The following is a 22,586-nucleotide window of genomic DNA, read 5'->3' on the forward strand; positions in this document are numbered from 1 at the left end:
TCGCGCCGACAACACTCGTACGATCGCGGGGTGCCGGACCAACCATCAGCCTGGGAAGAGCTGCTCGGGCTCGTCGACGCCTCACCCCTGGACGTACGACTGCTGGCGCCCGCCGGAGATCTCGGGGCACGCGCTGCCGGCGCTCTCGGTCTGACCCAGCGCTCGTACCTCGGCGCGATGGTCCTGAACACCGGCGGCCTCATCGTGGACCATGGCTGGCTGCGGCTCCACGCAGGCGGAGGTCATGACCTTGCCGACGTGCTCACCGCGAGCGAGCAGGGCGGCTCGCGGGCGGACCGGCTCGTCGTCGGCCACGACGTGATGGGCGGGCTGTTCGCGATCGACGGTGGAGGCCTCGGGGCCGCTCGGGGAGAGGTCTGCTACTGGGGGCCGGACACCCTGGAATGGCTACCGCTCGGCCTCGGCCACGCGGACCTCGTCACCTGGGCCCTGTCGGGCGATGCCGAGCAGTTCTTCGCCGACATGCGATGGCCCGGCTGGCGCAGCGAGGTGGAGCACCTCGCGCTGGACCACGGGATCTCGTGCTACCCGTTCCCCTGCACCGTCGAAGGTCAGGACATCGCTCGCACACGCCGGACCGCCGTCCCGCTGGCTGAGCTCTGGTACGTGTATGGCGAACTCGCCCGCCAGCTCGGGCCATCAGACCCGCGTCGCCCAGAACGCCACGGCCGCGGCGGCGGCGACGTTGAGTGAGTCGACTCCGCCAGCCATCGGGATGCGCACGACGCGGTCGCAGGACGCGATGGTCGTGGCCTTGAGCCCGTGCCCCTCGGCGCCGAGCACGAGCGCCAGCCGATCCGGGTTCTCGGTGACCAGGTCGTCGAGCGTGATCGCGTCGTCGGACAACGCGAGGGCCGCGGTGACGAAGCCGGCTTCGCGCAGCTCGTCGAGCCCGGCGGGCCACGGGTCGATGCGCGTCCACGGGACCTGGAAGACGGTCCCCATCGAGACGCGGACCGAGCGGCGGTAGAGCGGGTCGGCGCAGCGCGGGGTCACCAGCACGGCGTCGACGCCCAGCGCGGCCGCGGAGCGGAAGGCCGCGCCGACGTTCGTGTGGTCGACGATGTCCTCGAGCACCGCGACGCGACGCGCACCGGCCAGGACGTCGGCGACGGGCGCGAGCGGCGGGCGGTGCATCGCCGCGAGCGCGCCGCGGTGGACGTGGAAACCGGTGATCACCTCGAGGACGGGTTCGTCGGCGACGTAGACGGGTACCACCTCGTCGTCGTCGTCGGGCAGCGCTGCGACCATCGCCTCCAGGTCCGGGACCCACCGCGGGGCCAGCAGCACCGAGCGGGCCCGGTGACCGGCGGCCAGCGCGCGGCCCAGGACCGTGGAGCTCTCCGCGATGTACAGGCCCTTCGCCGGCTCGTGCTTGGAGCGCAGCGCGACGTCGGTCAGGGAGACGTAGTCGGCGAGGCGCTCGTCGGCGGGGTCGGTGACGGTCTGCAGGTCCAGGCGGGGCACGCCGTCATTCTTCCAGCCGCGCGGGCCGCACCAGACGCCCACCGACGACGGCGGCGACGCAGCCGAGCACCGCGACGAGCGGCACGACGACGAACGCCGTGTGGATGCCGACCTGGTCCGCGAGCGCTCCGAGCGCGAACGGGCCGACGCCGACCGCGAGGCTGCCGGCGAACGTCGCCCGAGCCTGGGCGGCGTCGTCGGCGCCGGGTGCCGAGGCGATGAGCAGCGAGATCGACAGCGGGTACTGCACGCCATAGCCGAGGCCGGCGACGACGAGGCCGACGATCGCCGTCGCCGGGGTCGTCGCGCTCCACAGGATCGCCCAGCCGACGATGGCGACCGCGAACCCGGCTGCCAGGATCCGCGCCGGTGCGATGCGCAGCGACACGGGCCCCATGACGAAGCGGATGGTCGACATGCCGACGAGCAGCCCGGCGGTGGTCGCCGCCGCGATCCCCGCACCGGCGCCGGTCTGCTCGCGCACCAGGTCCGTGGCCCAGTACGTGGTGCTCATCTCCATGGCGATGGCCGCGACGACCGCGACGAGGAAGCACCAGGCGGGCAGATGGTTCAGTGCGCTGCGAACCGCGTGGGACGCGCCGGCCGGGTCGCCGCCGCCGACGGCCATCGCGTCGACCGACGCGACGACCGCGTCGGTCGCCTCGGGAGGGGTTCCCGGCGGCGACACGCTGCGGACGGGCGGGGTCATCGCGCCACCGTCGGGTGCCCGCGACACCAGCACGGCCGTCGCCACCGCGATGACGACCGTGACCGCCACCGCGGGACGCCAGCCCCACCCGACGGCGACGCACGCCCCGACCGCCAGCGGACCGATCAGCCCCAGGCTCGAGCCGACCCCGTTGGCCTCGGTCAGTGCTGCGGACGCGGCTGGACCGTGGTGGAGCGCGAGCCCCGGCTGCGCGGCGCTGATCGCCATGTTGCCGCCGACCGCGAGCACGACCACCGCGGGCAGGCTCCACACCAGCGACGGGGCGAGCAGGAGCGCGCTCGTGCCCACCGCCACGGCGCCGCACCCGGCGTACAGGGCCCCTCGACGCCCGGTCCCGACCACCATCCGCGGCGTGACCAGCGCCGCCACCACCCCGCCGACGGCCATGGCCGTGCCGTGCAGACCGGCCTGCGCCTTGGAGATGTCGAAGTCGTCGGCCAGCAGCGAGACGCTCGGGTTGAAGCTGTACAACAGCCAGCCCCAGATCACGAAGCTGCCGTAGAAGGTGAACGTCAGCCGGTCCCGGTGGAAGCGGGCGCGTTCGGCGGTCCGGTCGATCGTCATGCGCCGGCCACCGGGTCACGGCCTACCGCTCGGTCGGTGGTCATGCGGTGAGCCTAGGGCCCGCTAGTCGTCGCGGACCGGGACCTTGCGCAGCAGCGCGACGAGCTCACCCATCTGGGTGCCGTACTCGGCGGTGTCCGGGTACCCGGAGTGCGCGTCGATCGTGAGCAGGTACGCCGCCTGGTCCACCTCCTGCGCCGGACGGTCGATGCTCGTCGCGGTGGGCGCGTACGCGTCCACCGGGAAGCCGATGAAGTCGGTGCGACGCCACAGGCTGCGCCAGCGGACCGCACCGTCGCAGGTCAGCGACTCGACGACCGTCACCCCGACCGGCGCCACCGGCGGCGGGACACGCACGTCCCACGGGTCGGCGACCCACACGCGCGGGGCCGACGACGGGTGGGTCCCGAGCACGGCCGGGCCGAACAGCTCGGGGAAGAACCGCCCGAAGTAGGCGCGCAGCTGCGTGCCGTAGGTGAGCAGCGCGACGCGGTCGTCGTCGGCGCCCCGGGGACCGTCCCACCGCGCCAGCAGGGTGGCGACGGCGACGACGCCACCCAGGCTGTGCGCCGACAGCACGACCCGGCGCCGCGCGAGCATGCGCTGCTCGGCGGCGCCCACCTCGCTGCTCGCCCGGTCGTCCCCGAGCCACACGTCGATCCGCGAGCGCAGCTCCGGGACCACGCGCTCGGCGTAGCAGGGCGGTGCGAACGGGTGCGCCGCCCGGGGCAGGAAGCACATGAGGTCCCACAGCAGCCCCCACGGCCGCGCGAGCGACTGCTTGGACCCGGCGAGCACCACTGACCCGACGACGAGCCCGAAGGCGACCACGACCGCCTTGGTCGACCACTGCACGGCCAGGTCCCACGCGGCGCCGGCCACACCGCCGAACTGGCGGTCCGGGTCGGGCAGCACGAGCGTGCCGGCCAGCGCGAGGAAGAACACGATCCCGAGCACGCCGACGATGCGCTCGGCCCGTTGCGCGAGGGCGGCGTGGCGCCGGCCGCGCTGCACGGCGCTCTCCTCGCTGGTGGTGGGCTTGGCCGCGACCACCTGGCCGGGCACCACCGGCAGCGGGACACGGGAGAGCACCGCCATACGCAGCGCCAGGACCAGGACGACGAGCACCAGGACCGCCAGTCCCGCGACGCTCATGATGGCGAACTCGAGGTACCCGGGCGGGGTCACGAGCTGGGCCGCGGCGGGGACCTGGGCGAGGACGGGCTCGCGCAGCCGGTCGGCGGCGTCGAGGTCGGTGAGTGCGTCGGTGACCGCTTGCGGGACGGTCGCGTTCTCGGGTGCGCCCGGCGCCTGGAGCCACGCGACGATCCCGAGGACGGTCGACGCGCTGAGCACCATGGCCACGCCGCCGGCCATCGACAGCAGCACGAACGGCCCGCGTCCTGCCCATCCCTCCCGTCCACGGGCCGCGCGCCCGCGGCCGGCGACGACCGTCACGACGAGCAGCACGACGAACGCCACCCCGGACACGGTGCGCGACGCGATGCCCGCAGCTCCGTCCGGCCACATCAACGCGAGCACGGCGGCAACGAGCGCGACGACCACGAGCGGCGCCCAGAGGAGTGCCGGTACCCGGGCGCGGACACCGAGCGCGACGACGCACAGCAGCACCATGAGCCCGATGAGCAGGCTCGGCACGGCCGCGAGCCCGAGGAACGGCACGGCGGTCGGGTCGGCCGGGCGCAGCGGCTCGTCGCCCGAGCGCGCCACCACGACGACGGCGGCCGCGAACAGCACCAGGGCGACAGCGAGCACCACACCGTCGACGCGCCGGCTCACCTCGACGTCGGGCTTGATGGCGGGCTGCTGGCCCGCGTGCGGCAGCGGATCGAGGCGCACGCGTCCCACCCGCACGGCCACGATCACCAGCACGGCGACGGCGACCACGACGATCACCGCCCAGTACCACCGGTCCGACGCCGCCCACACGCGCGGACCAGCGCACCCGCGCTCCCCGAAGCCGGTGGCCCGCCGGCAGCCGGGCTCGTCGCGGTACAGGAAGTGCCAGCCGAGCAGGGCCGCGAGCAGCGCGAACGCAGCGGCCAGATGCTGGAACCAGAGCACCGACGACCGCTTGGCATGGGTCCAGAAGCCTGGCCGCGCCAGCATCGGCCACACGGACCCGTCGTCGGGCGGCGCGCTCGCGGTGAGCCCGCGTCCCTTGGTGCCCGACGTGCGTCGCTCGTAGCGCAGCTGCCCCGTGGACCCGACGGCCGCGAGCGCCAGCACGGCGCCGGCGGCGAGCAGCGCGAGGACGGCCGTGCGCGGCCCCGACTCCCAGCGTGCCCACGAGTCGAGCTGGTGCGGGAGCGCCGAGCAGGTCATCACGTAGTCGACGTCGCTGGTCTGCCCGTCGATCTCGAGCGCCGTTCGCGCGCCATAGCACTGCGCGCCGACGATGCCGAGCATCACGGTGGCCGTCGTCGCGACCCACAGCAACGTGAGCGCCAGGCCGAAGAGCCGGACCATGCCGCCCGCGGCCGACGAGCGGCGACCGTGCGGCTCGTCGGCATCCCGCGACCAGTACGCCACGTTGGCCAGGCCGAACGGGATGATCAGCACCCACAGTGCCCGGATCACGCCCGCCACCAGGCCGCTCGCCCGCCCGATCGCCGGGACGGTGGACAGGCGCGCCATCGCGCCCCACGAGTAGCCCTCTCGCCGCACCCCGGGCGCCGGCGTGCGGGGATCGCCGGGCCGGCGCTCGGTGGCGAGCGACTTCGCCGTCGGCGCCCAGAAGCTGCCGAGCGCGTCACCGTCCACCTGCTCGACCTCGTCGGGCGGCAGGCCGAGCATCGCGGCCGGCGGGGTGTTGGCGACACCGTGCACCCGCAGCTCCAGGACGTCGGGCGCGTCCGTGGGACGGTCCTTGGCACCACGCCGGACCAGCAGTCGCACGGCTCCCCCTCCGCCAGAGGTATCACCCGACGCTACCGACGCAGACCCCTCGCCCGCTATGCCCCGATTGCCCCTTTCACCCACGCCGACGTCCGAGCAAGTGGTCGCTATGGCGACCACTTGCTCGGACGCAACGAGTCATTCCTCCGTGGCGGCGCCTGCGAACTGGCTCGCGTACAGGCGGGCGTAGGCGCCGCCGGCCTCGAGCAGCTCGTCGTGCGAGCCCTGCTCGACGATCGAGCCGTGCTCCATCACCAGGATGATGTCGGCGTCGCGGATGGTGGACAGGCGGTGCGCGATGACGAACGACGTGCGCCCCGAACGCAGCGTGTTCATGGCCTGCTGCACCAGCACCTCGGTGCGGGTGTCGACCGAGCTGGTCGCCTCGTCGAGGATCAGGATGCTCGGGTCGGCCAGGAACGCGCGCGCGATCGTGAGCAGCTGCTTCTCCCCCGCGGAGACGTTTGCCCCTTCGTCGTCGATGACCGTGTCGTACCCGTCGGGAAGCGTGCGCACGAACCGGTCGACGTGGGTCGCCTCGGCGGCCTCGACGATCTGCTCCATCGTCGCGTGCTCGACGCCGTAGGCGATGTTCTCCGCGATGGTCCCGCCGAACAGCCACGTGTCCTGCAGGACCATGCCCATCTCGGAGCGCAGCGCGTCACGGGTGGTCGCGCGGGTGTCGACACCGTCCAGCGTGATGCGGCCGCCGTCCACCTCGTAGAACCGCATGATCAGGTTGACGAGCGTCGTCTTGCCGGCACCCGTGGGTCCGACGATGGCGATCGTCTGGCCAGGCTCCGCGACCAGGGACAGGTCCGTGATGAGCGGCTCGTCGGGCTTGTAGCTGAACGCGACGTGCTCGAACGCGACGCGTCCCTGCACCGGCTCGGGCAGCGGCTGCGCAGGCTCCGGGTCCGGGTCCTGCTCCTCGGCGTCCAGCAGCTCGAAGACGCGCTCGACCGACGCGATGCCGGACTGCAGCAGGTTGGCCATCGACGCGATCTGCGTGATGGGCTGCGTGAACTGGCGGCTGTACTGGATGAACGCCTGCACGTCGCCCAGCGACATGGTCCCCGACGCGACGCGTAGGCCGCCGACGACCGCGACGATCACGTAGTTGAGGTTGGCCAGGAAGCCGAGCGCCGGCTGGATGGTGCCGGAGATGAACTGGGCCTTGAAGCTGGCCTCGTACAGCTTCTCGTTCCGCTCGGCGAAGACCTCCGCCGCCTCGTGCTGGCGACCGAACACCGTCACGAGCGTGTGGCCGGTGAACATCTCCTCGACGTGCGCGTTGACCTCGCCGGTGCTGGCCCACTGCTGCACGAACTGCGGCTTGGACCGCTTGGCGATCTGCGCGGCGACGATCATCGACAGTGGCACCGTGACGAGCGCGACGAGCGCCAGCAGCGGCGAGATCCAGAACATCATCACGAGCACGCCGACCACGGTGAGCACCGAGGTGATGAGCTGGCTGAGCGTCTGCTGCAGCGTCTGCGACACGTTGTCGATGTCGTTGGTGACGCGGCTGAGCAGCTCGCCGCGCGGCTGGGAGTCGATGTACTTCAGCGGCAGCCGGGACAGCTTCGCCTCGACGTCCGCGCGCAGCCGCAGCACCACGCGCTGCACCACGCCGGCCGTGATCCGGCCCTGGGCCCAGCCGAACAGGAACGAGCCCAGGTACACCAGCAGGACGACGACGAGGATGCCGCGCAGGTGCCCGAAGTCGATCCCCTGCCCGGGCACCAGCCCGTCGATGCCCGAGATCGTGTCGGCGAACGTGCCCTGGTCCGCCTGCCGCAGCGCCGCGACCACCTGGTCCTGCGTCATGCCGTGGAACTGCTCGGGCAGCTCCTTGCCGACGACGCCGGCGAAGATGACGTTGGTCGCGTTGCCGAGCAGCTTGGGCCCGACGACCGCGAGGAACACCGACGCGACGGCGAGCAGTCCGACGAGCGCGATCTTGGTGCGCTCCGGCCGCAGCTCCTTGAGGAACCGCATGCCGGACGCCCGGAAGTTGGTCGACTTCTCCCCGGGCATGCCCATGTTGCCCATCGGGCCCGGGCCGCGCATCGGCGGCCGCTTGACGGTCGTCGTCTTCTCGCCGCTCATGCCGCCTCCTCCGCACTGACCTGCGAGTACACGATCTCCTGGTAGGTCTCGTTCGAGGCCAGCAGCTCCTCGTGCGTCCCGACGCCCACCACGGCCCCCTCCTCCAGCACGACGATCGAGTCGGCATGCCGGATGGTGGCCACCCGCTGCGCGACCACGAGGACCGCCGCGTCGCGCGTCTCCGGGATCAGCGCCGCCCGCAGGGCCGCGTCGGTCGCGTAGTCGAGCGCCGAGAACGAGTCGTCGAACAGGTACAGGTGCGGTCGTCTGACGAGCGCCCGGGCGATGGCCAGACGTTGTCTCTGGCCACCCGAGACGTTGGTACCACCCTGCGAGATCGGTGCGTCGAGGCCGCCAGGCATCGCCTCCACGAAGTCGCGACCCTGGGCCACCTCGAGGGCGTGCCACAGCTCGTCGTCGGACGCCCCGGGCTTGCCGTACTCCAGGTTGGACCGCACGGTGCCCGAGAACAGGTAGGGCTTCTGCGGCACGATCGCCACCTGCTCCCACAGGTCGTCCGGCGCAAGGTCCCGCACGTCGACCCCGTCGAGCAGCACGCGGCCGCCGGTCACGTCGAACAGCCGCGGGACCAGGTTGACGAGCGTCGTCTTGCCCGATCCGGTGGACCCGATGATGGCCGTGGTCCGCCCCGGCTCCGCCACCAGGTCGACGCCGTGCAGCACCTGCTGCTCGGCGCCCGGGTAGCCGAACTCGACGTCGCGGAGCTCGAGCAGCCCCGGTCGCGCTCGCTCGCCCGTCGGGAGCGCGACGGGGACCGTGGGCGGCAGCACGGTCGTCTCCGTGTCCAGCACCTCGCCGATGCGCCCCGCGGACACCACCGCGCGCGGCAGCATGACGAACATCATCGTGCTCATCATCACGGCCATGAGGATGTAGGCGATGTAGGACAGGAACGCGGTCAGCGCCCCGATCTGCATCTCCCCGGAGTCGATGCGCCGGCCACCGAACCACAGCACGCCCACGCTCGTCACGTTGAGCACCACCATGACCGCGGGGAACATCAGCGCCATGAGCTGACCGGTGCGCAGCGAGGTCGTGTACAGCGCCTCGTTGGCCTCACCGAAGCGGCGCGACTCGCGCTCCTCGCGCACGAACGCACGGACCACCCGGATGCCGGCGATCTGCTCGCGCATCACGCGGTTGATCGCGTCGATCCGCTTCTGCATCTGGCGGAAGTACGGGATCATCCGCGACACGACCAGGCCGACGATGATGCCGAGCGCCGGGACCGAGAACAGCAGGATGGCCGACAGGCCCACGTCCTCCTGGAGCGCCATGATCACGCCGCCGATCAGCATGATCGGCGCCATGATCATGAAGGTGAACGTCATCAGCACGACCATCTGGACCTGCTGGACGTCGTTCGTCGAGCGCGTGATCAATGTCGGCGCACCGAACTTGCCGACCTCCTGGGCCGAGAACGTCTGCACGTGCCCGAACAGGCGCCCGCGGACGTCGCGGCCGAACCCCATCGCGGCCCGCGCGGCGAAGTAGACCGCGACCACGGCGCAGACCACCTGCAGCAGGCTGACGGCGAGCATGATGCCGCCCAGCCGCATGATCTCGTCGGTGTCGCCCTGGACGACCCCGTCGTCGATGATGCGGGCGTTGAGGCTGGGCAGGTAGAGGGTGGCGAGCGTCTGCACGAGCTGCAGGACGACGACGATGGTCACGTCCCTGCGGTAGGGGCGCAGATGCACCTTCAGCAGTGTTCCGAGCATCACGAGCTCCTGGTGGGGGTCGGGGCGAGGACACCGTGCAAGAAGGTGTCGACGAGCTGGGCGACGGGCGGTTGGGTGGGCGCACGTCCACGGCGGGCGGCATTCACGGCCTGCATGGAGGCGCCGACGATGAGCACGTCGAGCAGCTCGACGACGTCGGCGAGCGGCCGGGCGAACCTGTCGGCGTCCGGCTCGAGGACGCGGGCCAGCGCCGCGCGCACGGCTTCCTCGCCGGCCTCCTGGGACTCGATCCAGGCTCGGCCCGTCTCGGCCCGAGTCCGTGACACGCCCACGTCGTCGCGGGCGAGCTCGTGCAGGACGCCGACCCATCGGATCGTGGCGGTGATCTGCTCGAACCCGATCTCGAAGACGCGCGTCAGGCGGTGCTCCAGCCAGGACGCCCGATCGATCGCGTCGAGCTCCGGCACCGCCGAGGCCGGGTCGATCGCCGCGTGGACCACGTCCCGCACCAGCGTCGTCTTGTCGGCGAACACCCGGAACAGCGTCCCTTCCGCGACACCGGCGGCCTGCGCCAGCTCCTTCGTCGTCACGGACGCCCCACGGGCCAGCACCAGGGGCCGGACCGCGTCGAGGATCGCGCGGCGGCGCTCGTCGGGAGGCAACGGCGCGGCGCGACCCGGTCGGGCCACGCCGCGCTCGTCGGAAGCCACCGTCATGCGGCGACCATAACTGAGTGAGCACTCACTCCGCTACTGCCCGGCGCCATCCTCCTTCTCCAGCGACGGCGCCTGCTCCGCCGCGGAGTCCTGGGCGGGAGCGGGAGCGGGGTGGGGGCCGGAGTCCGTCCGCAGCGGCGCCGCGCCCGCACCGGGGCGCTGCCCCAGCTCGGCGCCGGCGTCGAACGGACGACCGCTGAGGTTGCCTGCGCTCGTGGCGTCCGCCGTCGCGGCGGCCGACTCGCGCTTGGCCTCGGCGAGCGCCTCGGCCGGGTCGGTGAGCGTCGTGGGCGGCAGGTCGTCGGCCAGCGGCGACGAGCCCGCGGGGCGCATCGGGAACGCGCCACCGTCGTCGCCGTCGTCGCCGCCCGCGAAGCCCTTCGCGAACGCGTTCAGGGCGCCGCTGAGCTCCGACGGCAGGAACCACATCTTGCTCGACGGGCTGGCCGCGATCTTCGGCAGCACCTGCAGGTACTGGTACGCCAGCAGCTTGGGGTCGGCGTCGCCGCGGTGGACGGCGTCGAACACCTGCAGGATTGCCCGCGCCTCACCCTCGGCGGTGAGGATCGTCGACTGCGCCGAGCCCTCGGCCCGCAGGATCGCAGCCTGCTTCTCACCCTCGGCCGTGAGGATCTGCGACTGCTTGACGCCCTCGGCCGTCAGGATCGCCGCACGACGGTCACGCTCGGCACGCATCTGCTGCTCCATCGAGCCCTTGATGCTGTCCGGCGGGTCGATGCTCTTGAGCTCCACGCGGTTGACGCGCACGCCCCAGCGCCCGGTCGCCTCGTCGAGCACCCCGCGCAGCTGGCCGTTGATCTGGTCGCGGCTCGTCAGCGTCTGCTCGAGGTCCATGGAACCGACCACGTTGCGCAGGGTCGTGACCGTGAGCTGCTCGATGCCGGTGATGTAGTTGGCGATCTCGTAGACCGCCGACTTCGGCTCGGTGACCTGGAAGTAGATGACCGTGTCGATGCTGACGACGAGGTTGTCCGAGGTGATGACGGGCTGCGGCGGGAAGGAGACCACCTGCTCGCGCAGGTCCACCCCTGCGCGCACCCGGTCGATGAACGGGATCAGCAGGTGCAGGCCGGCGTCGAGCGTGCGCGAGTACCGACCCAGGCGCTCGACGATGATCGCGGTCGCCTGCGGCACGATCCGCACGGCGCGAACCAGCCCGATCAGGACGAACAGCAGGACAAGGCCGAGCACGATGTAGAGGGCGATCTGGCCGCCGCTGGGGTCGTCCATGAAGCTCCTTCGTCGGTGGGTGGGGCGGACGCACGTGTGGGCGCCCGCAGGGTGTCAGTGGTCCTGCGGGTCTACGGACTCGGCTGCCCCGGTGGCGCGCGCGATCACCGCGGTGGCCCCGTCGATCCGGGTGACCTGCACCTGCGTGCCGGGCGTGAGCTGCTCGGCCTGGTCGGTCCGAGCGCTCCACACCTCGCCGTGCAGCTTCACGCGTCCCCCTTCGGGCGTCACGGTGGCCACGACCACCGCGGGCTTGCCGACGAGGGCCATGGTGTTGGTCTCCTCCAACGGCGTCCGCTCGCGCAGGCGTCGCAGCAGGAACGGCCGCAGCGTCGCCAGCAGCAGCACGGCGGCTACGGCGGCGACGACGAACTGCAACCAGACGGGAGCCCCGAGGGCGCTCGCGATGGCACCCGCGATCGAACCGCCGGCGATCATGATGAGCACGAGGTCCAGCGACAGCATCTCGAGGATGCCGAACACCAGCGCCGCACCGAGCCACCACAGCCAGTCCATCGGACCAGGCCTCCTTCGGCCGCGCCCGCCCCGGTCCGGGTCAGGCTCCTCGACCGATCCTAGATGACTTCTTTGCGAAGTTCTGAGGTTTTCCTCAGCCGGCCGCGCGCGCGGCCCACCGCTCGCCGTTGTGGTCGACGACGAGATCGAGCCCGAACGCCTCCGACAGCGTGGACGCGGTCAGCACCTCGGCGACGGGGCCCGCGGCGTGCACCCGGCCGTCCTTGAGCAGCAGCAGGTGCGTGAAGCCGGGCGGGATCTCCTCGACGTGGTGGGTGACCAGGACGAGCACCGGCGACTTCGGGTCCGCGGCCAGCTCGGCCAAGGCGGCGACGAGCTCCTCGCGGCCCCCCAGGTCCAGGCCGGCAGCCGGCTCGTCGAGCAGCAGCAGCTCCGGGTCGGTCATGAGCGAGCGCGCGATCTGCACGCGCTTGCGCTCCCCCTCGGACAGGGTGCCGAAGTACCGGTCCGCCAGGTGGTCGACCCCGAAGGCCGCGAGCAGGTCCGCGGCCCGGGACTCATCGAGCTCCTCGTACGACTCCCGCCAGCGCCCGGTCACGCCGTAGGCGGCCGTGAGCACGACGTCCCGCACGGTCTCCCCCGACGGGATCCGGTCGGCGAGCGCGGCGCTCGACAGCCCGATGCGAGGGCGCAGCTCGAAGACGTCGACCTTCCCGAGCTGCTCGCCGAGCAGCTCGGCCGAGCCGCGCGTGGGGTGCATGCGCCCGGACGCGACCTGCAGCAACGTGGTCTTGCCGGCGCCGTTACGGCCCAGCACCACCCAGCGCTCACCCTCACGCACCGTCCAGGACACGTCGTCGAGGATCGTCGTCGTCCCCCGCCGGATGGTCACGTCCTTGAGGTCCAGCACGTCGGTCATGGCACGACCCTAACCGTCGGGCACGGGCCCGCGCCGCGCACGACACGTGTCCCACGTCACGCCGTCGGCAGGTCGCTCCGACGGCGTCCGGCTCACCTACCGTTGTCGTCGTGAACGACGCGCTCCACCTGCCCCGATCGGTGCTCCTCGCCCTGTGGCTCGCACCGGACCTGGACGGCGCCCCGGCCCGCCCGGCCGACCTGCTGCACGCCGTCCAGGGCGACGACGAGCCACACGTCGTCACCGACGGAAGCTCCCCCGTTCCGCTCGCGCAGGCCGTCGCGGCGTGGACCGCGGCAGGGCCGACGGAGGCGACCGCGCTGGTGCTGGCGCCCGGCGACGCCGGTGGCGCGCCCGCATCGGTCAGCGCCGCGGCCATCGAGGCCGGCGAGTGCCTGCTGCTGCGGACGGGGACGCGCTCGTGGGCCGCGGTCCCCGACGTGACGGCCTTCGGCTCGGCCCTCGAGCCCGGTCACGTGGTGACGTGGCACCTCACGGAGGTCGACGACTGGCGGCTGGCCGCCCAGGCCCGCAACGGCTCCCTGCAGGACGCGGACCGCGAGCTCCGCCAGGGGCTGATCACCGTCACGGAGGCGTTGGTCCGGCTCGACGTCGCGCGGTGGCACGACGAGGACGCGGACCTGGTCGCGGCGCTGCGCGAGGGTGCGCTGCCGCACTGGCGCCTGCCTCCGCACCTGGACGGCCGACGAGCCCGCATCCTCGCCAGCGCCGCCCGGCTGCGGGGCATCGTTGCGCTGGCCACGCGCGACGACGGCGGGGCGGTGAGCCTGTGGCAGGCGGACCAGCGATCGGCGGCGCTGCGCGACGTGGACCGGATGTCACGGCGCGCGATGGCGGCCGCGGTGACGTTCCCGTCCCCCTGAGCGGCGCCCGGGCGCCCAGCCGGACGAACGCCCCGGTCAGCGCACCACGGCGCGGTAGACGTCCAGCGTCCGGGCCGCGATCGCGTCCCAGGAGAAGTGCTCCTCGACGCGGCGTCGGGCGGCGACACCCCACGCGGCCGCACGGTCGGGATCGGAGACGGCCTCGACCAGCGCGGCCCCCAGGTCGCCGACGAACCGGTCGGGGTCGATCGGTGTGCCGGTCCCGTCCTGCACCTGGTCGATCGGCACGAGCCAGCCCGTGACGCCGTCGTCGACCACCTCCGGGATGCCGCCCGTCGCGGTCCCGACGACGGGCAGCCCCACGGCCATGGCCTCGAGGTTCACGATCCCGAGCGGCTCGTAGACCGACGGGCACGCGAACACCGTGCCGTGCGCCAGGACGGCGACGAGGTCCTGGCGCGGCAGCATCTGCTCGATCCACACCACACCCGAGCGCTTCTCACGCAGACGGTCGACGAGGCCGGTGACCTCGGCCGCGATCTGCGGGGTGTCCGGCGCGCCGGCGCAGAGCACGACCTGCACCTCCGGGGGCAGCTGCTCGGCGGCGCGCAGGAAGTAGGGCAGGCCCTTCTGCCGCGTGATCCGTCCGACGAAGACGACGGCCGGCCGGGTCGGGTCGATGCCGAGCGCCCGCACGGTCGCGTCGTCGCGGACCAGGTCCTGCTCGCTCGTCGGACGACGCCAGCCGTCCAGGTCGATGCCGTTGTGGACCACCTTGACGCGCTCGGGGTCGACGGACGGGTAGGACCTCAGGATGTCGGCCCGCATCCCACCGCTGACGGCGATCACGGCAGCCGCGGACTCGTACGCCGTGCGCTCCACCCAGCTCGACACCGCGTAGCCGCCGCCCAGCTGCTCGGACTTCCACGGCCGCAGGGGCTCCAGGCTGTGGGCGGTGATGACGTGCGGCAGGTCGTGCAGCAGCGACGCGACGTGGCCGCCGAAGTTGGCGTACCAGGTGTGGGAGTGCACCAGGTCGCTCGCGACGCCGTCGGAGCCCACGTGGCCGACCGCGTCGGCCATCTCCAGGTCGACGCCCAACGTCTGCAGCGCGGCGTTCGCCCCGGCCAGCTCGGCCGGCGTGGAGTAGCCGCGGACCGAGGCCTCGTCGCGCGGGCCCTCGAAGCAGTGCACGCGCACGTCGATGCTGCGCCGCAGCACCTCGGTCAGCCCCACCACGTGCACGCCCGCACCGCCGTAGACGTGCGGCGGGTACTCGCGGGTCAGCAGGTCGACGCGCACCGGATCCTCCCTCTGCCCCGGCGCCGACGGCCGGTGACCTGCGACACGCTAGCGCGCCGACGCCCTCACGCCTCGCCACGGACGCGGTCGGGGCCTAGGGTCGTCGCCATGGCAGCGCCGCGCGTCCTCGCAATCGTCCTCGCAGGTGGAGAGGGCAAGCGACTCATGCCGCTGACCGCCCACCGCGCCAAGCCGGCCGTCCCGTTCGGCGGCATCTACCGCCTCGTGGACTTCGCGTTGTCCAACGTCATCAACTCGCACTACCTGCACGTCATCGTGCTGACGCAGTACAAGTCCCACAGCCTGGACCGGCACGTGTCCAAGACGTGGCGCATGTCGCCGCTGCTGGGCAACTACGTCGCGGCCGTCCCCGCGCAGCAGCGCGTCGGCAAGCACTGGTACCTGGGCAGCGCGGACGCCATCTACCAGTGCCTCAACATCATCGAGGACGAGCGCCCGGACATCGTCGTGGTCGTCGGCGCGGACCACGTCTACCGGATGGACTTCTCCCAGATGGTGGACGCGCACATCGCGTCGGGCGCCGAGTTCACGGTCGCCGCGATCCGCCAGCCCATCGAGGAGGCCGACCAGTTCGGCGTCATCGAGGTGGACCCGAAGGACCCCACCCGCATCGCGGCCTTCCGCGAGAAGCCGACCGACCCGGTCGGCCTGGTGGACTCCCCCGGCGAGATCCTCGCGTCGATGGGGAACTACGTGGCCAACGCGGACGCACTGGTCGCAGCGGTGACGCGGGACGCCGAGAACGCCACCTCGCGCCACGACATGGGCGGCGACATCGCGCCGTACTTCGTCGAGCGCGGCACGGCCGGTGTGTACGACTTCCTGCGCAACGACGTCCCCGGCTCGACGCCCCGCGACCGCGACTACTGGCGCGACGTCGGGACGCTCGACGCCTACTACGAGGCCAACACGGACCTCATCGCGATCGAGCCGGTGTTCAACCTCTACAACGACGAGTGGCCGCTGTTCACGGGCTACACGGGGCTGCCGCCGGCCAAGTTCGTGCACGCCGGCGCAGGTCGGCTGGGCCATGCCGCGGACTCGATCGTCTCGCCCGGCGTCGTCGTCTCCGGTGCGACGGTCTCCGGCTCGGTCCTGTCCCCCGGCGTCCGGCTGCACTCGTGGGCCCAGGTCACCGACTCCGTGATCATGGACAACGTGCACGTGGAGCGGTACGCGCAGGTGCACCGCGCGATCATCGACAAGAACGTGGTGGTCCCGGAGCGGGTCCGCATCGGGCTGGACCACGAGCACGACCGTGCTCGCGGGTTCACGGTCACCGAGTCCGGCATCACCGTCGTCCCCAAGGGCGCCGTCATCACGGACTGATCACCGGGGGCGTCCCGGGAGTCGCTACCCTGCACCGCGTGAACCCGCGCCTGCTCGTCATGGACGTCGACTCGACCCTCATCACGAGCGAGGTGATCGAGCTGTTGGCCGCGCGCGCGGGATCGCAGGAGCTCGTCGCCGCGATCACCGAACGGGCCATGCGCGGCGAGCTCGATTTCGCGGCGTCGCTGCACGAGCGCGTGGCGACCTTGGCCGGCCTTCCGGTGGGCGTCTTCGACGAGGTGCGTGCGCAGGTCGAGCTGACGCCCGGAGCCGCCGAGCTGGTGGCGCAGGTGCAGTCACGCGGCTGGTCGGTCGGCCTCGTCTCCGGCGGGTTCATCGAGGTCGTCGCGCCGCTGGCACAGCCGCTGGGGATCGAGCTCGTGCGCGCCAACGCCCTCGAGGTGGCCGACGGCCTGCTCACCGGCCGCGTCACCGGCCCCGTGGTCGACCGGGCCGCGAAGGCGGTGGCGCTGCGCGACTACGCGGCTGCCGTCGGTGCCGACCTCGCCGACACCGTCGCGATCGGCGACGGCGCCAACGACCTCGACATGCTCGCGGCCGCCGGCTTCGGTATCGCGTTCAACGCCAAGCCCGTGGTCGTCGAGCAGGCCGACGCCGCCGTCACCGACCGCCTCGACGCCGTCCTGACCCTCCCGCCGTTCCAGCGCTGACGCACTGGTCTGTTCTGACGCGCTACGACGACGGCGTGTGCAGCGCGACGAGGGTCGCGGCCGAGGCCTGCCACTGCGAGAACGGCGCGTCCGCCTCGAGCACCGACCAGCTCGCGGTCGGCACGCCCACCTGCACGCGCAGGTAGGCGGCTTCGTCGGACCCCGGACCGGCGAGCAGCTCCGCGGCGAAGGACATGGTCGGCTCGTGCCCGACGACGAGCAGCGTGCGGACCTCGTCGTCGACCTGACGCACGAGCTCCAGCAGCGACCGGCCGTCCGCCGAGTACACCTCGTCGCGCAGCTCGACCCGGGGCTGCGCGTCGAGGCCGACGCTGCCCAGCTCCCACGTCTGCCGGGTGCGCAGGCTCGACGAGCACAGCACCAGGTCGGGTGCCACACCGGCGGCGGTCATCGCGGCACCCAGCCGGGACGCCTGCTTCCGGCCGGGCAGCGCGAGGGCACGTTCGTGGTCCTCGACCCGCTCGGGGTGCTCGGCCTTGGCGTGCCGGAGCAGCACCAGACGTCGCAGCTCGCCGGCGGGTCCAGCAGGTTTCGTCACCCGCTCAGCGTCCCATCACAGACCCATGGCGTGCACGCCACCGTCGACGTGGATGATCTCCGCGGTGGTCGCGGGGAACCAGTCGGACAGCAGCGCGGCGACGGCACGGGCCGTGGGCTCGGGGTCGGTGACGTCCCAGCCGAGCGGCGCACGGTCGGGCCAGCCGCCCTCCATCGACTCGAAGCCGGGGATCGACTTCGCGGCCGTGGTGCGGATCGGGCCGGCGGAGACGAGGTTGACGCGGACGCCCGAGGCGCCCAGGTCACGGGCCAGGTAGCGCGACGTCGACTCGAACGCCGCCTTGGCGACACCCATCCAGTCGTAGACCGGCCACGCGAAGGACGCGTCGAACGTCAGGCCGACGATCGACGAACCGCGGGTCAGCAGCGGCTGCGCGGCCACGGCCAACGACTTCAGCGAGAACGCCGAGACCTCGAGCGCCGTGGCGACGTCCGCCCACTCGCCGGCCAGGAAGTTGCCGCCCATGACGGACTGGGGTGCGAAACCGATGGAGTGCACGACGCCGTCGAGCTGGTCGAGCCCGGCCTCGCGGACGCGGTCGGCCAGCGCGGCCAGGTCCTCGGCGTCGGTGACGTCGAGCTGGACCACCTCCGCGGGGGCCGGCAGGCGACGCGCGATGGCCTGGGTGAGCCGGAACTGGCGGCCGAACGAGGTCAGCACCACCTGGGCGCCCTCCTGCTGGGCCAGGCGCGCGACGTGGAACGCGATCGAGCCGTCCGTGAGGACGCCGGTGACGAGCAGCTTCTTGCCTTCGAGCAGACCCATGTCGGTCTCCGTTCTGTGTGGTGCGAGTGCGGGGAGAGTCAGTGGCCAGTCAGTGGCCCATGCCCAGGCCGCCGTCGACCGGGATCACGGCGCCGGAGATGTAGGCGGCGGCGGGCGAGGCGAGGAACTCGACGGCGGCGGCGACCTCGTCGGGCTGCGCGAACCGGCCGGCCGGGATGGAGGCGATGTACGACTGCTGCGTGGCCTCGGGCAGGGCGCGCGTCATGTCGGTGTCGATGAAGCCCGGCGCGACGACGTTGGCGGTGATGCCGCGGCCGCCCAGCTCACGCGTGATGGAGCGCGCGACGCCGACGAGCGCCGCCTTCGACGCCGAGTAGTTGACCTGGCCGGGCGAGCCGTACAGGCCCACGACCGAGGAGATGAGCACGATGCGGCCGCGGCGCAGCCGGATCATGCCCTTGCTGGCGCGGCGCGCGCAGCGGAATGCGCCCTTGAGGTTGACGTCGAGGACGTCGTCGAACTCCTCGTCGGTCATCCGCATCAGGAGCTGGTCGCGCGTGATGCCGGCGTTGGCGACGAGCACCTCGACGGGACCGTTGGCCGCCTCGATCTCGGTGAACGCGGCGTCGACGGACGCGGTGTCGCGCATGTCACCCTTCACGCCGAGGACGCCGTCGGGCAGGTCGCCGGAGCGGTAGATGGTGGCGACCTTGTCGCCGGCGGCGACGAAGCGCTCGGCGATCGCGCGGCCGATCCCACGGTTCGCGCCCGTGATCAGGACGCTTCGAGGGCTGCTGGAGTTGTCGGAAGTCTCAGGCACGGGACACGACGCTAGCCCAGGCGGCACGCTCGGTGCGGGACCGTCCGGGCACAGGTTCGGTGCGTCGGGTTGTGGGACCCGTACAACACGGGATCGGACTTAGGATCTGTTGGTGAGCACGCGCAAGCAGGACGAGCCGGAGATCCCTCGGATCACCTCCGCGCCCGAACCCTTGGGCCAGGACGTCGCCCGGCGGCAGAAGCGGTACCTCATCCAGATGGGCATCCGCGTCCTGTGCTTCGCGATCGCCGTCATCACCTGGCACCACATCCCGATGTGGGTGTCGCTGTTCTTCATCGTCGGCGCCGTCGTCCTGCCGTACGTCGCGGTGATCTTCGCCAACGCGGGCCGCGAGCGCCGCGACGAGGAGACCACGTTCATCGACCCGCGCGAGATCGGCCCGGGCGACCACGAGACGCACCACCTGGGCGGGCCGAGCGGCGGCGCGCGATGAGCCTGTTCGCACCCGACCCCGTCGACGAGCTCATCTGCTCCGCGAAGGGCTGCCGCGCCGAGGCGACGTGGGGCCTGCTGTGGAACAACCCCAAGCTGCACACGGGTGAGCGCCGCAAGGTCTGGCTCGCGTGCGACGAGCACCGCACGTCGCTGTCGCAGTTCCTGGAGGTGCGCGGCTTCCTGCGCGACGTGGTGCCCGCCGACACGCTCGAGGGTGCCGCGCCGTGAGACCGTCCGTCCGCCGCGCCGTCGGGCTCGTACTGCTCGCCGTCGCGCTGGCCACCGCGTGCGTGTTCCTGGGCCGCTGGCAGTGGAACAGGCACACGTGGCGTGATGCGCAGATCGACGTGGTGAAGTCGAACTTCGACGCGACGCCCGTGCCGCTGTCCACGGTCCTGGACCCGTCGGACCCGATCGCAGAGGACCAGCTCTGGACTCCCGTCACGGTGACGGGCCACTACGAGCCCGCCGCCACCGTCGAGCTGCGCAACCGCCCGGCCGACGGCACCCCGGCGTACCACGTGCTGGTGCCGTTCATGGTCGACGACTCGTCGGCCGGCACTGCCGCGCAGCCCACCGACGTCGGCACGGTCCTCGTCGTCGACCGCGGGTGGGTCCCCACCGGCGAGAACGCGGACGCGGACGTGACTGCCCCGGCGCCGCCGTCGGGCGAGGCGACCATCACCGTCCGCCTACGCGCGTCCGAGGCCGACTCCCGCCGCAAGGCGCCACCCGGGCAGGTCCAGGCGATCGCGGTCGACGAGGTCCTCGACGTCGCCGGCATCGACGCCCCGACGTGGCAGGTCTACGGCGGCCTCGTGTCCGAGGACCCGGCCGTCTCCCCCATGCCCGGCACGCTGCCCGAGCCGAGCATCGACCCCGGCTCGCACCTGTCCTACGCGTTCCAGTGGTGGGTGTTCGCGATCGGCTCACTCGCCGGGTTCACGCTGCTGGCGCGCCGCGAGATCCTCGAGGGCGACGACGAGCGCGCACCCGTCGACCCCGATCCGTGGGCCCCGCGCCCTCCGCGCGGCGCCCGCAAGGAGCGTGTCTACACCTCCAAGCGCCGCGACGGCCGCGCCGAGGCGGAAGAGGACGCCCTGGTCGAGGCCCAGCTCTCCTCTCGCGTCGCCAGCGAGTGACGATCTCTCGACCAGATCGTCCGTGATCGCATCCATGGTTGCAGCGAACACGCCCGTGAGGGGCACGTGCGCTGCAACCATCGCTGCGACCACCCGCTGACGACGGGGAGGCCGTCGGCCGGTCAGGCCAGCGTGATGAGGTCCAGGTAGTCCGGGCCCCACAGGTCCTCGTCGCCGTCGGGCAGCAGCAGGACGCGCTCGGGGTTGAGCGCCTGCACGGCGCCCTCGTCGTGCGACACCAGGACGACGGCGCCGGTGTACCCGCGCAGCGCCGCGAGGATCTCCTCGCGGGAGGCGGGGTCCAGGTTGTTCGTCGGCTCGTCGAGCAGCAGGACGTTGGCCGACGAGACCACGAGCGCCGCGAGCGCCAGGCGCGTCTTCTCACCGCCGGACAGCACGCGGGCGGGCTTGTCGGCGTCGTCGCCCGAGAACAGGAACGACCCGAGCACCGAGCGGACCTGGGTGTCGGTGAGGTCCGGGGCCGACGACCGCAGGTTCTCGACGACCGTGCGGTCGAGGTCGAGGGTCTCGTGCTCCTGCGCGTAGTAGCCGAGCTTGAGACCGTGGCCGGGGTTGACCGTGCCGGTGTCGGCCTTGTCGATCGCGCCCAGGATGCGCAGCAGAGTCGTCTTACCGGCGCCGTTGAGACCCAGGACGACGACGCGCGAGCCGCGGTCGATCGCCAGGTCGACGTCGGTGAAGACCTCCTGCGACCCGTAGGACTTGGACAGCCCCGACGCCGTGAGCGGCGTGCGACCGCACGGCGCGGGGTCCGGGAACCTCAGCTTGGCCACCTTGTCGGACACGCGCGCGGCCTCGAGCCCGGACAGCATGCGCTCGGCACGGCGGGCCATGTTCTGCGCCGCGACGGCCTTCGTGGCCTTCGCGCGCATCTTGTCGGCCTGGGCCAGCAGGGTCGCGGCCTTCTTCTCGGCGTTGGCGCGCTCGCGTCGACGCCGCTTCTCGTCCGTCTCGCGCTGCAGCAGGTAGGCGTCCCAGCCCAGCGCGTACTGGTCGAGCGCGGCGCGGTTGGCGTCCAGGTGGAACACCTTGTTGACGGTGGCCCGCAACAGGTCGGCGTCGTGGGAGATGACGATGAAGCCGCCCGGGTACGCCTTGAGGTAGTCGCGCAGCCACGCGATCGAGTCGGCGTCCAGGTGGTTGGTGGGCTCGTCGAGCAGGAGGGTGTCGACGCCCGAGAACAGGATGCGCGCCAGCTCGACGCGGCGGCGCTGGCCGCCGGACAGCGTGCCGAGGGTCTGGCCCAGCACGCGGTCGTCGAGGCCCAGGTTGGACGTGATGATGTGCGCCTCGCTCTCGGCGGCGTACCCGCCGGCGGCGTCGAAGCGTGCGTTGAGGCGGCTGTAGCGCTCCATGGCGGCCTCGCGCTTGTCGTCGTCCTCGCTGGCCATGTTGGCCTCGGCGACGCGCATCGAGGCGACGATCTCGTCGAGCCCGCGCGCGGAGAGCACGCGGTGCAGGGCGAGCTGGCCCAGGTCGCCCGAGGCCGGGTCCTGCGGCAGGTAGCCGACCTCGCCGCCCCGGATGATCTGCCCGCCGGTGGGCTGGGTCTCCCCGGCGAGCGTCTTGGTCAGCGTCGTCTTGCCGGCGCCGTTGCGTCCGACGAGGCCGATGCGGTCGCCGGCCGCGATGCGGAACGACGACTCTTCGAGCAGGACGCGTGCGCCGATGCGCAGCTCGACCGCTTGGGCGGTGATCACTTGATGGTTTCCTCCGAGAAGGCGCCGCGGGACTTGGCCGCGGGCACAAACGCCCTCAAGTCTACGTGCGGCTAACGTGGCTGACGGCCGC

Annotated in this window: 21 protein-coding genes; 7 read left to right on the plus strand and 14 right to left on the minus strand. The window is 72.3% G+C overall.

Features of this window, described 5'->3' with window-relative positions; all coding sequences use genetic code 11:
- Nucleotides 1-30 precede the first annotated feature (30 nt).
- Nucleotides 31-714 carry a DUF2625 family protein gene (locus IC607_RS08795; protein ID WP_191786948.1) on the plus strand — a complete coding sequence of 228 codons (684 nt, stop codon included), beginning with the start codon at nt 31-33 and terminating at the stop codon, nt 712-714.
- On the opposite strand, the gene IC607_RS08800 is transcribed toward IC607_RS08795, so the two are convergent.
- From IC607_RS08800 to IC607_RS08840, 9 genes are all read right to left on the minus strand, one after another.
- On the minus strand, nt 661-1,488 hold the full coding sequence (locus tag IC607_RS08800) for an RNA methyltransferase (protein WP_191786949.1): 828 nt from the start codon (nt 1,486-1,488) through the stop codon (nt 661-663). The two genes, IC607_RS08795 and IC607_RS08800, sit on opposite strands and share 54 nt — an antisense overlap.
- Before the next feature lie 4 nt (nt 1,489-1,492).
- Nucleotides 1,493-2,782: a sugar MFS transporter gene (locus IC607_RS08805; protein ID WP_191786950.1), complete on the minus strand. Its 1,290-nt coding sequence runs from the start codon at nt 2,780-2,782 to the stop codon at nt 1,493-1,495.
- A 63-nt stretch (nt 2,783-2,845) separates the two neighbouring features.
- Entirely contained in the window at nt 2,846-5,701 is a 2,856-nt protein-coding gene (locus IC607_RS08810) for a hypothetical protein (RefSeq protein WP_191786951.1), read from the minus strand.
- Nucleotides 5,702-5,839: 138 nt separating this feature from the next.
- On the minus strand, nt 5,840-7,813 hold the full coding sequence (locus IC607_RS08815) for an ABC transporter ATP-binding protein (protein WP_191786952.1): 1,974 nt from the start codon (nt 7,811-7,813) through the stop codon (nt 5,840-5,842).
- Nucleotides 7,810-9,555 carry an ABC transporter ATP-binding protein gene (locus IC607_RS08820; RefSeq protein ID WP_191786953.1) on the minus strand — a complete coding sequence of 582 codons (1,746 nt, stop codon included), beginning with the start codon at nt 9,553-9,555 and terminating at the stop codon, nt 7,810-7,812. Before IC607_RS08820 ends, IC607_RS08815 begins: the two co-directional genes overlap by 4 nt.
- Nucleotides 9,555-10,232: a TetR/AcrR family transcriptional regulator gene (locus IC607_RS08825; protein WP_191786954.1), complete on the minus strand. Its 678-nt coding sequence runs from the start codon at nt 10,230-10,232 to the stop codon at nt 9,555-9,557. Before IC607_RS08825 ends, IC607_RS08820 begins: the two co-directional genes overlap by 1 nt.
- 33 nt (nt 10,233-10,265) lie before the next feature.
- Nucleotides 10,266-11,483 carry an SPFH domain-containing protein gene (locus IC607_RS08830; protein WP_191786955.1) on the minus strand — a complete coding sequence of 406 codons (1,218 nt, stop codon included), beginning with the start codon at nt 11,481-11,483 and terminating at the stop codon, nt 10,266-10,268.
- Nucleotides 11,484-11,537: 54 nt separating this feature from the next.
- Nucleotides 11,538-11,999 carry an NfeD family protein gene (locus tag IC607_RS08835; RefSeq protein WP_191786956.1) on the minus strand — a complete coding sequence of 154 codons (462 nt, stop codon included), beginning with the start codon at nt 11,997-11,999 and terminating at the stop codon, nt 11,538-11,540.
- Nucleotides 12,000-12,093: 94 nt separating this feature from the next.
- The gene (locus IC607_RS08840; protein ID WP_191786957.1) at nt 12,094-12,879 is read right to left on the minus strand and encodes an ABC transporter ATP-binding protein; all 786 of its coding nucleotides are present in this window, start codon (nt 12,877-12,879) and stop codon (nt 12,094-12,096) included.
- Nucleotides 12,880-12,989: 110 nt separating this feature from the next.
- Here IC607_RS08840 and IC607_RS08845 point away from each other — a divergent pair, with 110 nt between their 5' ends.
- Nucleotides 12,990-13,763 (plus strand): hypothetical protein, encoded by a 774-nt coding sequence (locus tag IC607_RS08845; protein ID WP_191786958.1) that lies wholly within the window; start codon nt 12,990-12,992, stop codon nt 13,761-13,763.
- Nucleotides 13,764-13,799: 36 nt separating this feature from the next.
- On the opposite strand, the gene glgA is transcribed toward IC607_RS08845, so the two are convergent.
- A complete protein-coding gene (gene glgA, locus IC607_RS08850; protein WP_191786959.1) occupies nt 13,800-15,026 on the minus strand; it encodes a glycogen synthase in 1,227 nt (408 codons plus the stop codon).
- A 108-nt stretch (nt 15,027-15,134) separates the two neighbouring features.
- Between glgA and glgC the strand changes: the two genes are divergently transcribed.
- Both glgC and serB read left to right on the plus strand, forming a co-directional pair.
- On the plus strand, nt 15,135-16,376 hold the full coding sequence (gene glgC, locus IC607_RS08855; protein ID WP_191786960.1) for a glucose-1-phosphate adenylyltransferase: 1,242 nt from the start codon (nt 15,135-15,137) through the stop codon (nt 16,374-16,376).
- A 38-nt stretch (nt 16,377-16,414) separates the two neighbouring features.
- A complete protein-coding gene (gene serB / locus IC607_RS08860; protein WP_370526099.1) occupies nt 16,415-17,050 on the plus strand; it encodes a phosphoserine phosphatase SerB in 636 nt (211 codons plus the stop codon).
- Between the two features lie 22 nt (nt 17,051-17,072).
- On the opposite strand, the gene IC607_RS08865 is transcribed toward serB, so the two are convergent.
- Genes IC607_RS08865 through IC607_RS08875 form a run of 3 tightly spaced genes read right to left on the minus strand, consistent with a single transcriptional unit; the run spans nt 17,073 to nt 19,176 of the window.
- The gene (locus tag IC607_RS08865) at nt 17,073-17,609 is read right to left on the minus strand and encodes a histidine phosphatase family protein (protein ID WP_191786961.1); all 537 of its coding nucleotides are present in this window, start codon (nt 17,607-17,609) and stop codon (nt 17,073-17,075) included.
- A gap of 15 nt (nt 17,610-17,624) precedes the next feature.
- Nucleotides 17,625-18,395, minus strand: a complete 771-nt coding sequence (gene fabI, locus IC607_RS08870) for an enoyl-ACP reductase FabI (RefSeq protein WP_191786962.1) — start codon at nt 18,393-18,395, stop codon at nt 17,625-17,627.
- Nucleotides 18,396-18,444: 49 nt separating this feature from the next.
- Nucleotides 18,445-19,176, minus strand: a complete 732-nt coding sequence (locus IC607_RS08875; protein WP_191786963.1) for a beta-ketoacyl-ACP reductase — start codon at nt 19,174-19,176, stop codon at nt 18,445-18,447.
- A gap of 112 nt (nt 19,177-19,288) precedes the next feature.
- Between IC607_RS08875 and IC607_RS08880 the strand changes: the two genes are divergently transcribed.
- The 3 genes from IC607_RS08880 to IC607_RS08890 are packed head-to-tail and all read left to right on the plus strand — an operon-like array spanning nt 19,289 to nt 20,774.
- Complete coding sequence (locus IC607_RS08880; RefSeq protein WP_191786964.1) at nt 19,289-19,630, plus strand: DUF3099 domain-containing protein; 342 nt, start codon at nt 19,289-19,291, stop codon at nt 19,628-19,630.
- Nucleotides 19,627-19,860, plus strand: coding sequence for a hypothetical protein (locus IC607_RS08885; RefSeq protein WP_191786965.1), 234 nt, complete (start codon nt 19,627-19,629; stop codon nt 19,858-19,860). Before IC607_RS08880 ends, IC607_RS08885 begins: the two co-directional genes overlap by 4 nt.
- Complete coding sequence (locus IC607_RS08890; RefSeq protein WP_191786966.1) at nt 19,857-20,774, plus strand: SURF1 family protein; 918 nt, start codon at nt 19,857-19,859, stop codon at nt 20,772-20,774. The genes IC607_RS08885 and IC607_RS08890 overlap by 4 nt, the downstream gene beginning before the upstream one ends.
- Nucleotides 20,775-20,896: 122 nt before the next feature.
- On the opposite strand, the gene IC607_RS08895 is transcribed toward IC607_RS08890, so the two are convergent.
- Entirely contained in the window at nt 20,897-22,495 is a 1,599-nt protein-coding gene (locus IC607_RS08895) for an ABC-F family ATP-binding cassette domain-containing protein (RefSeq protein WP_191786967.1), read from the minus strand.
- Nucleotides 22,496-22,586 lie beyond the last annotated feature (91 nt).

Source organism: Cellulomonas sp. JH27-2 (assembly GCF_014837175.1).
Classification (GTDB): Bacteria; Actinomycetota; Actinomycetes; order Actinomycetales; family Cellulomonadaceae; genus Cellulomonas.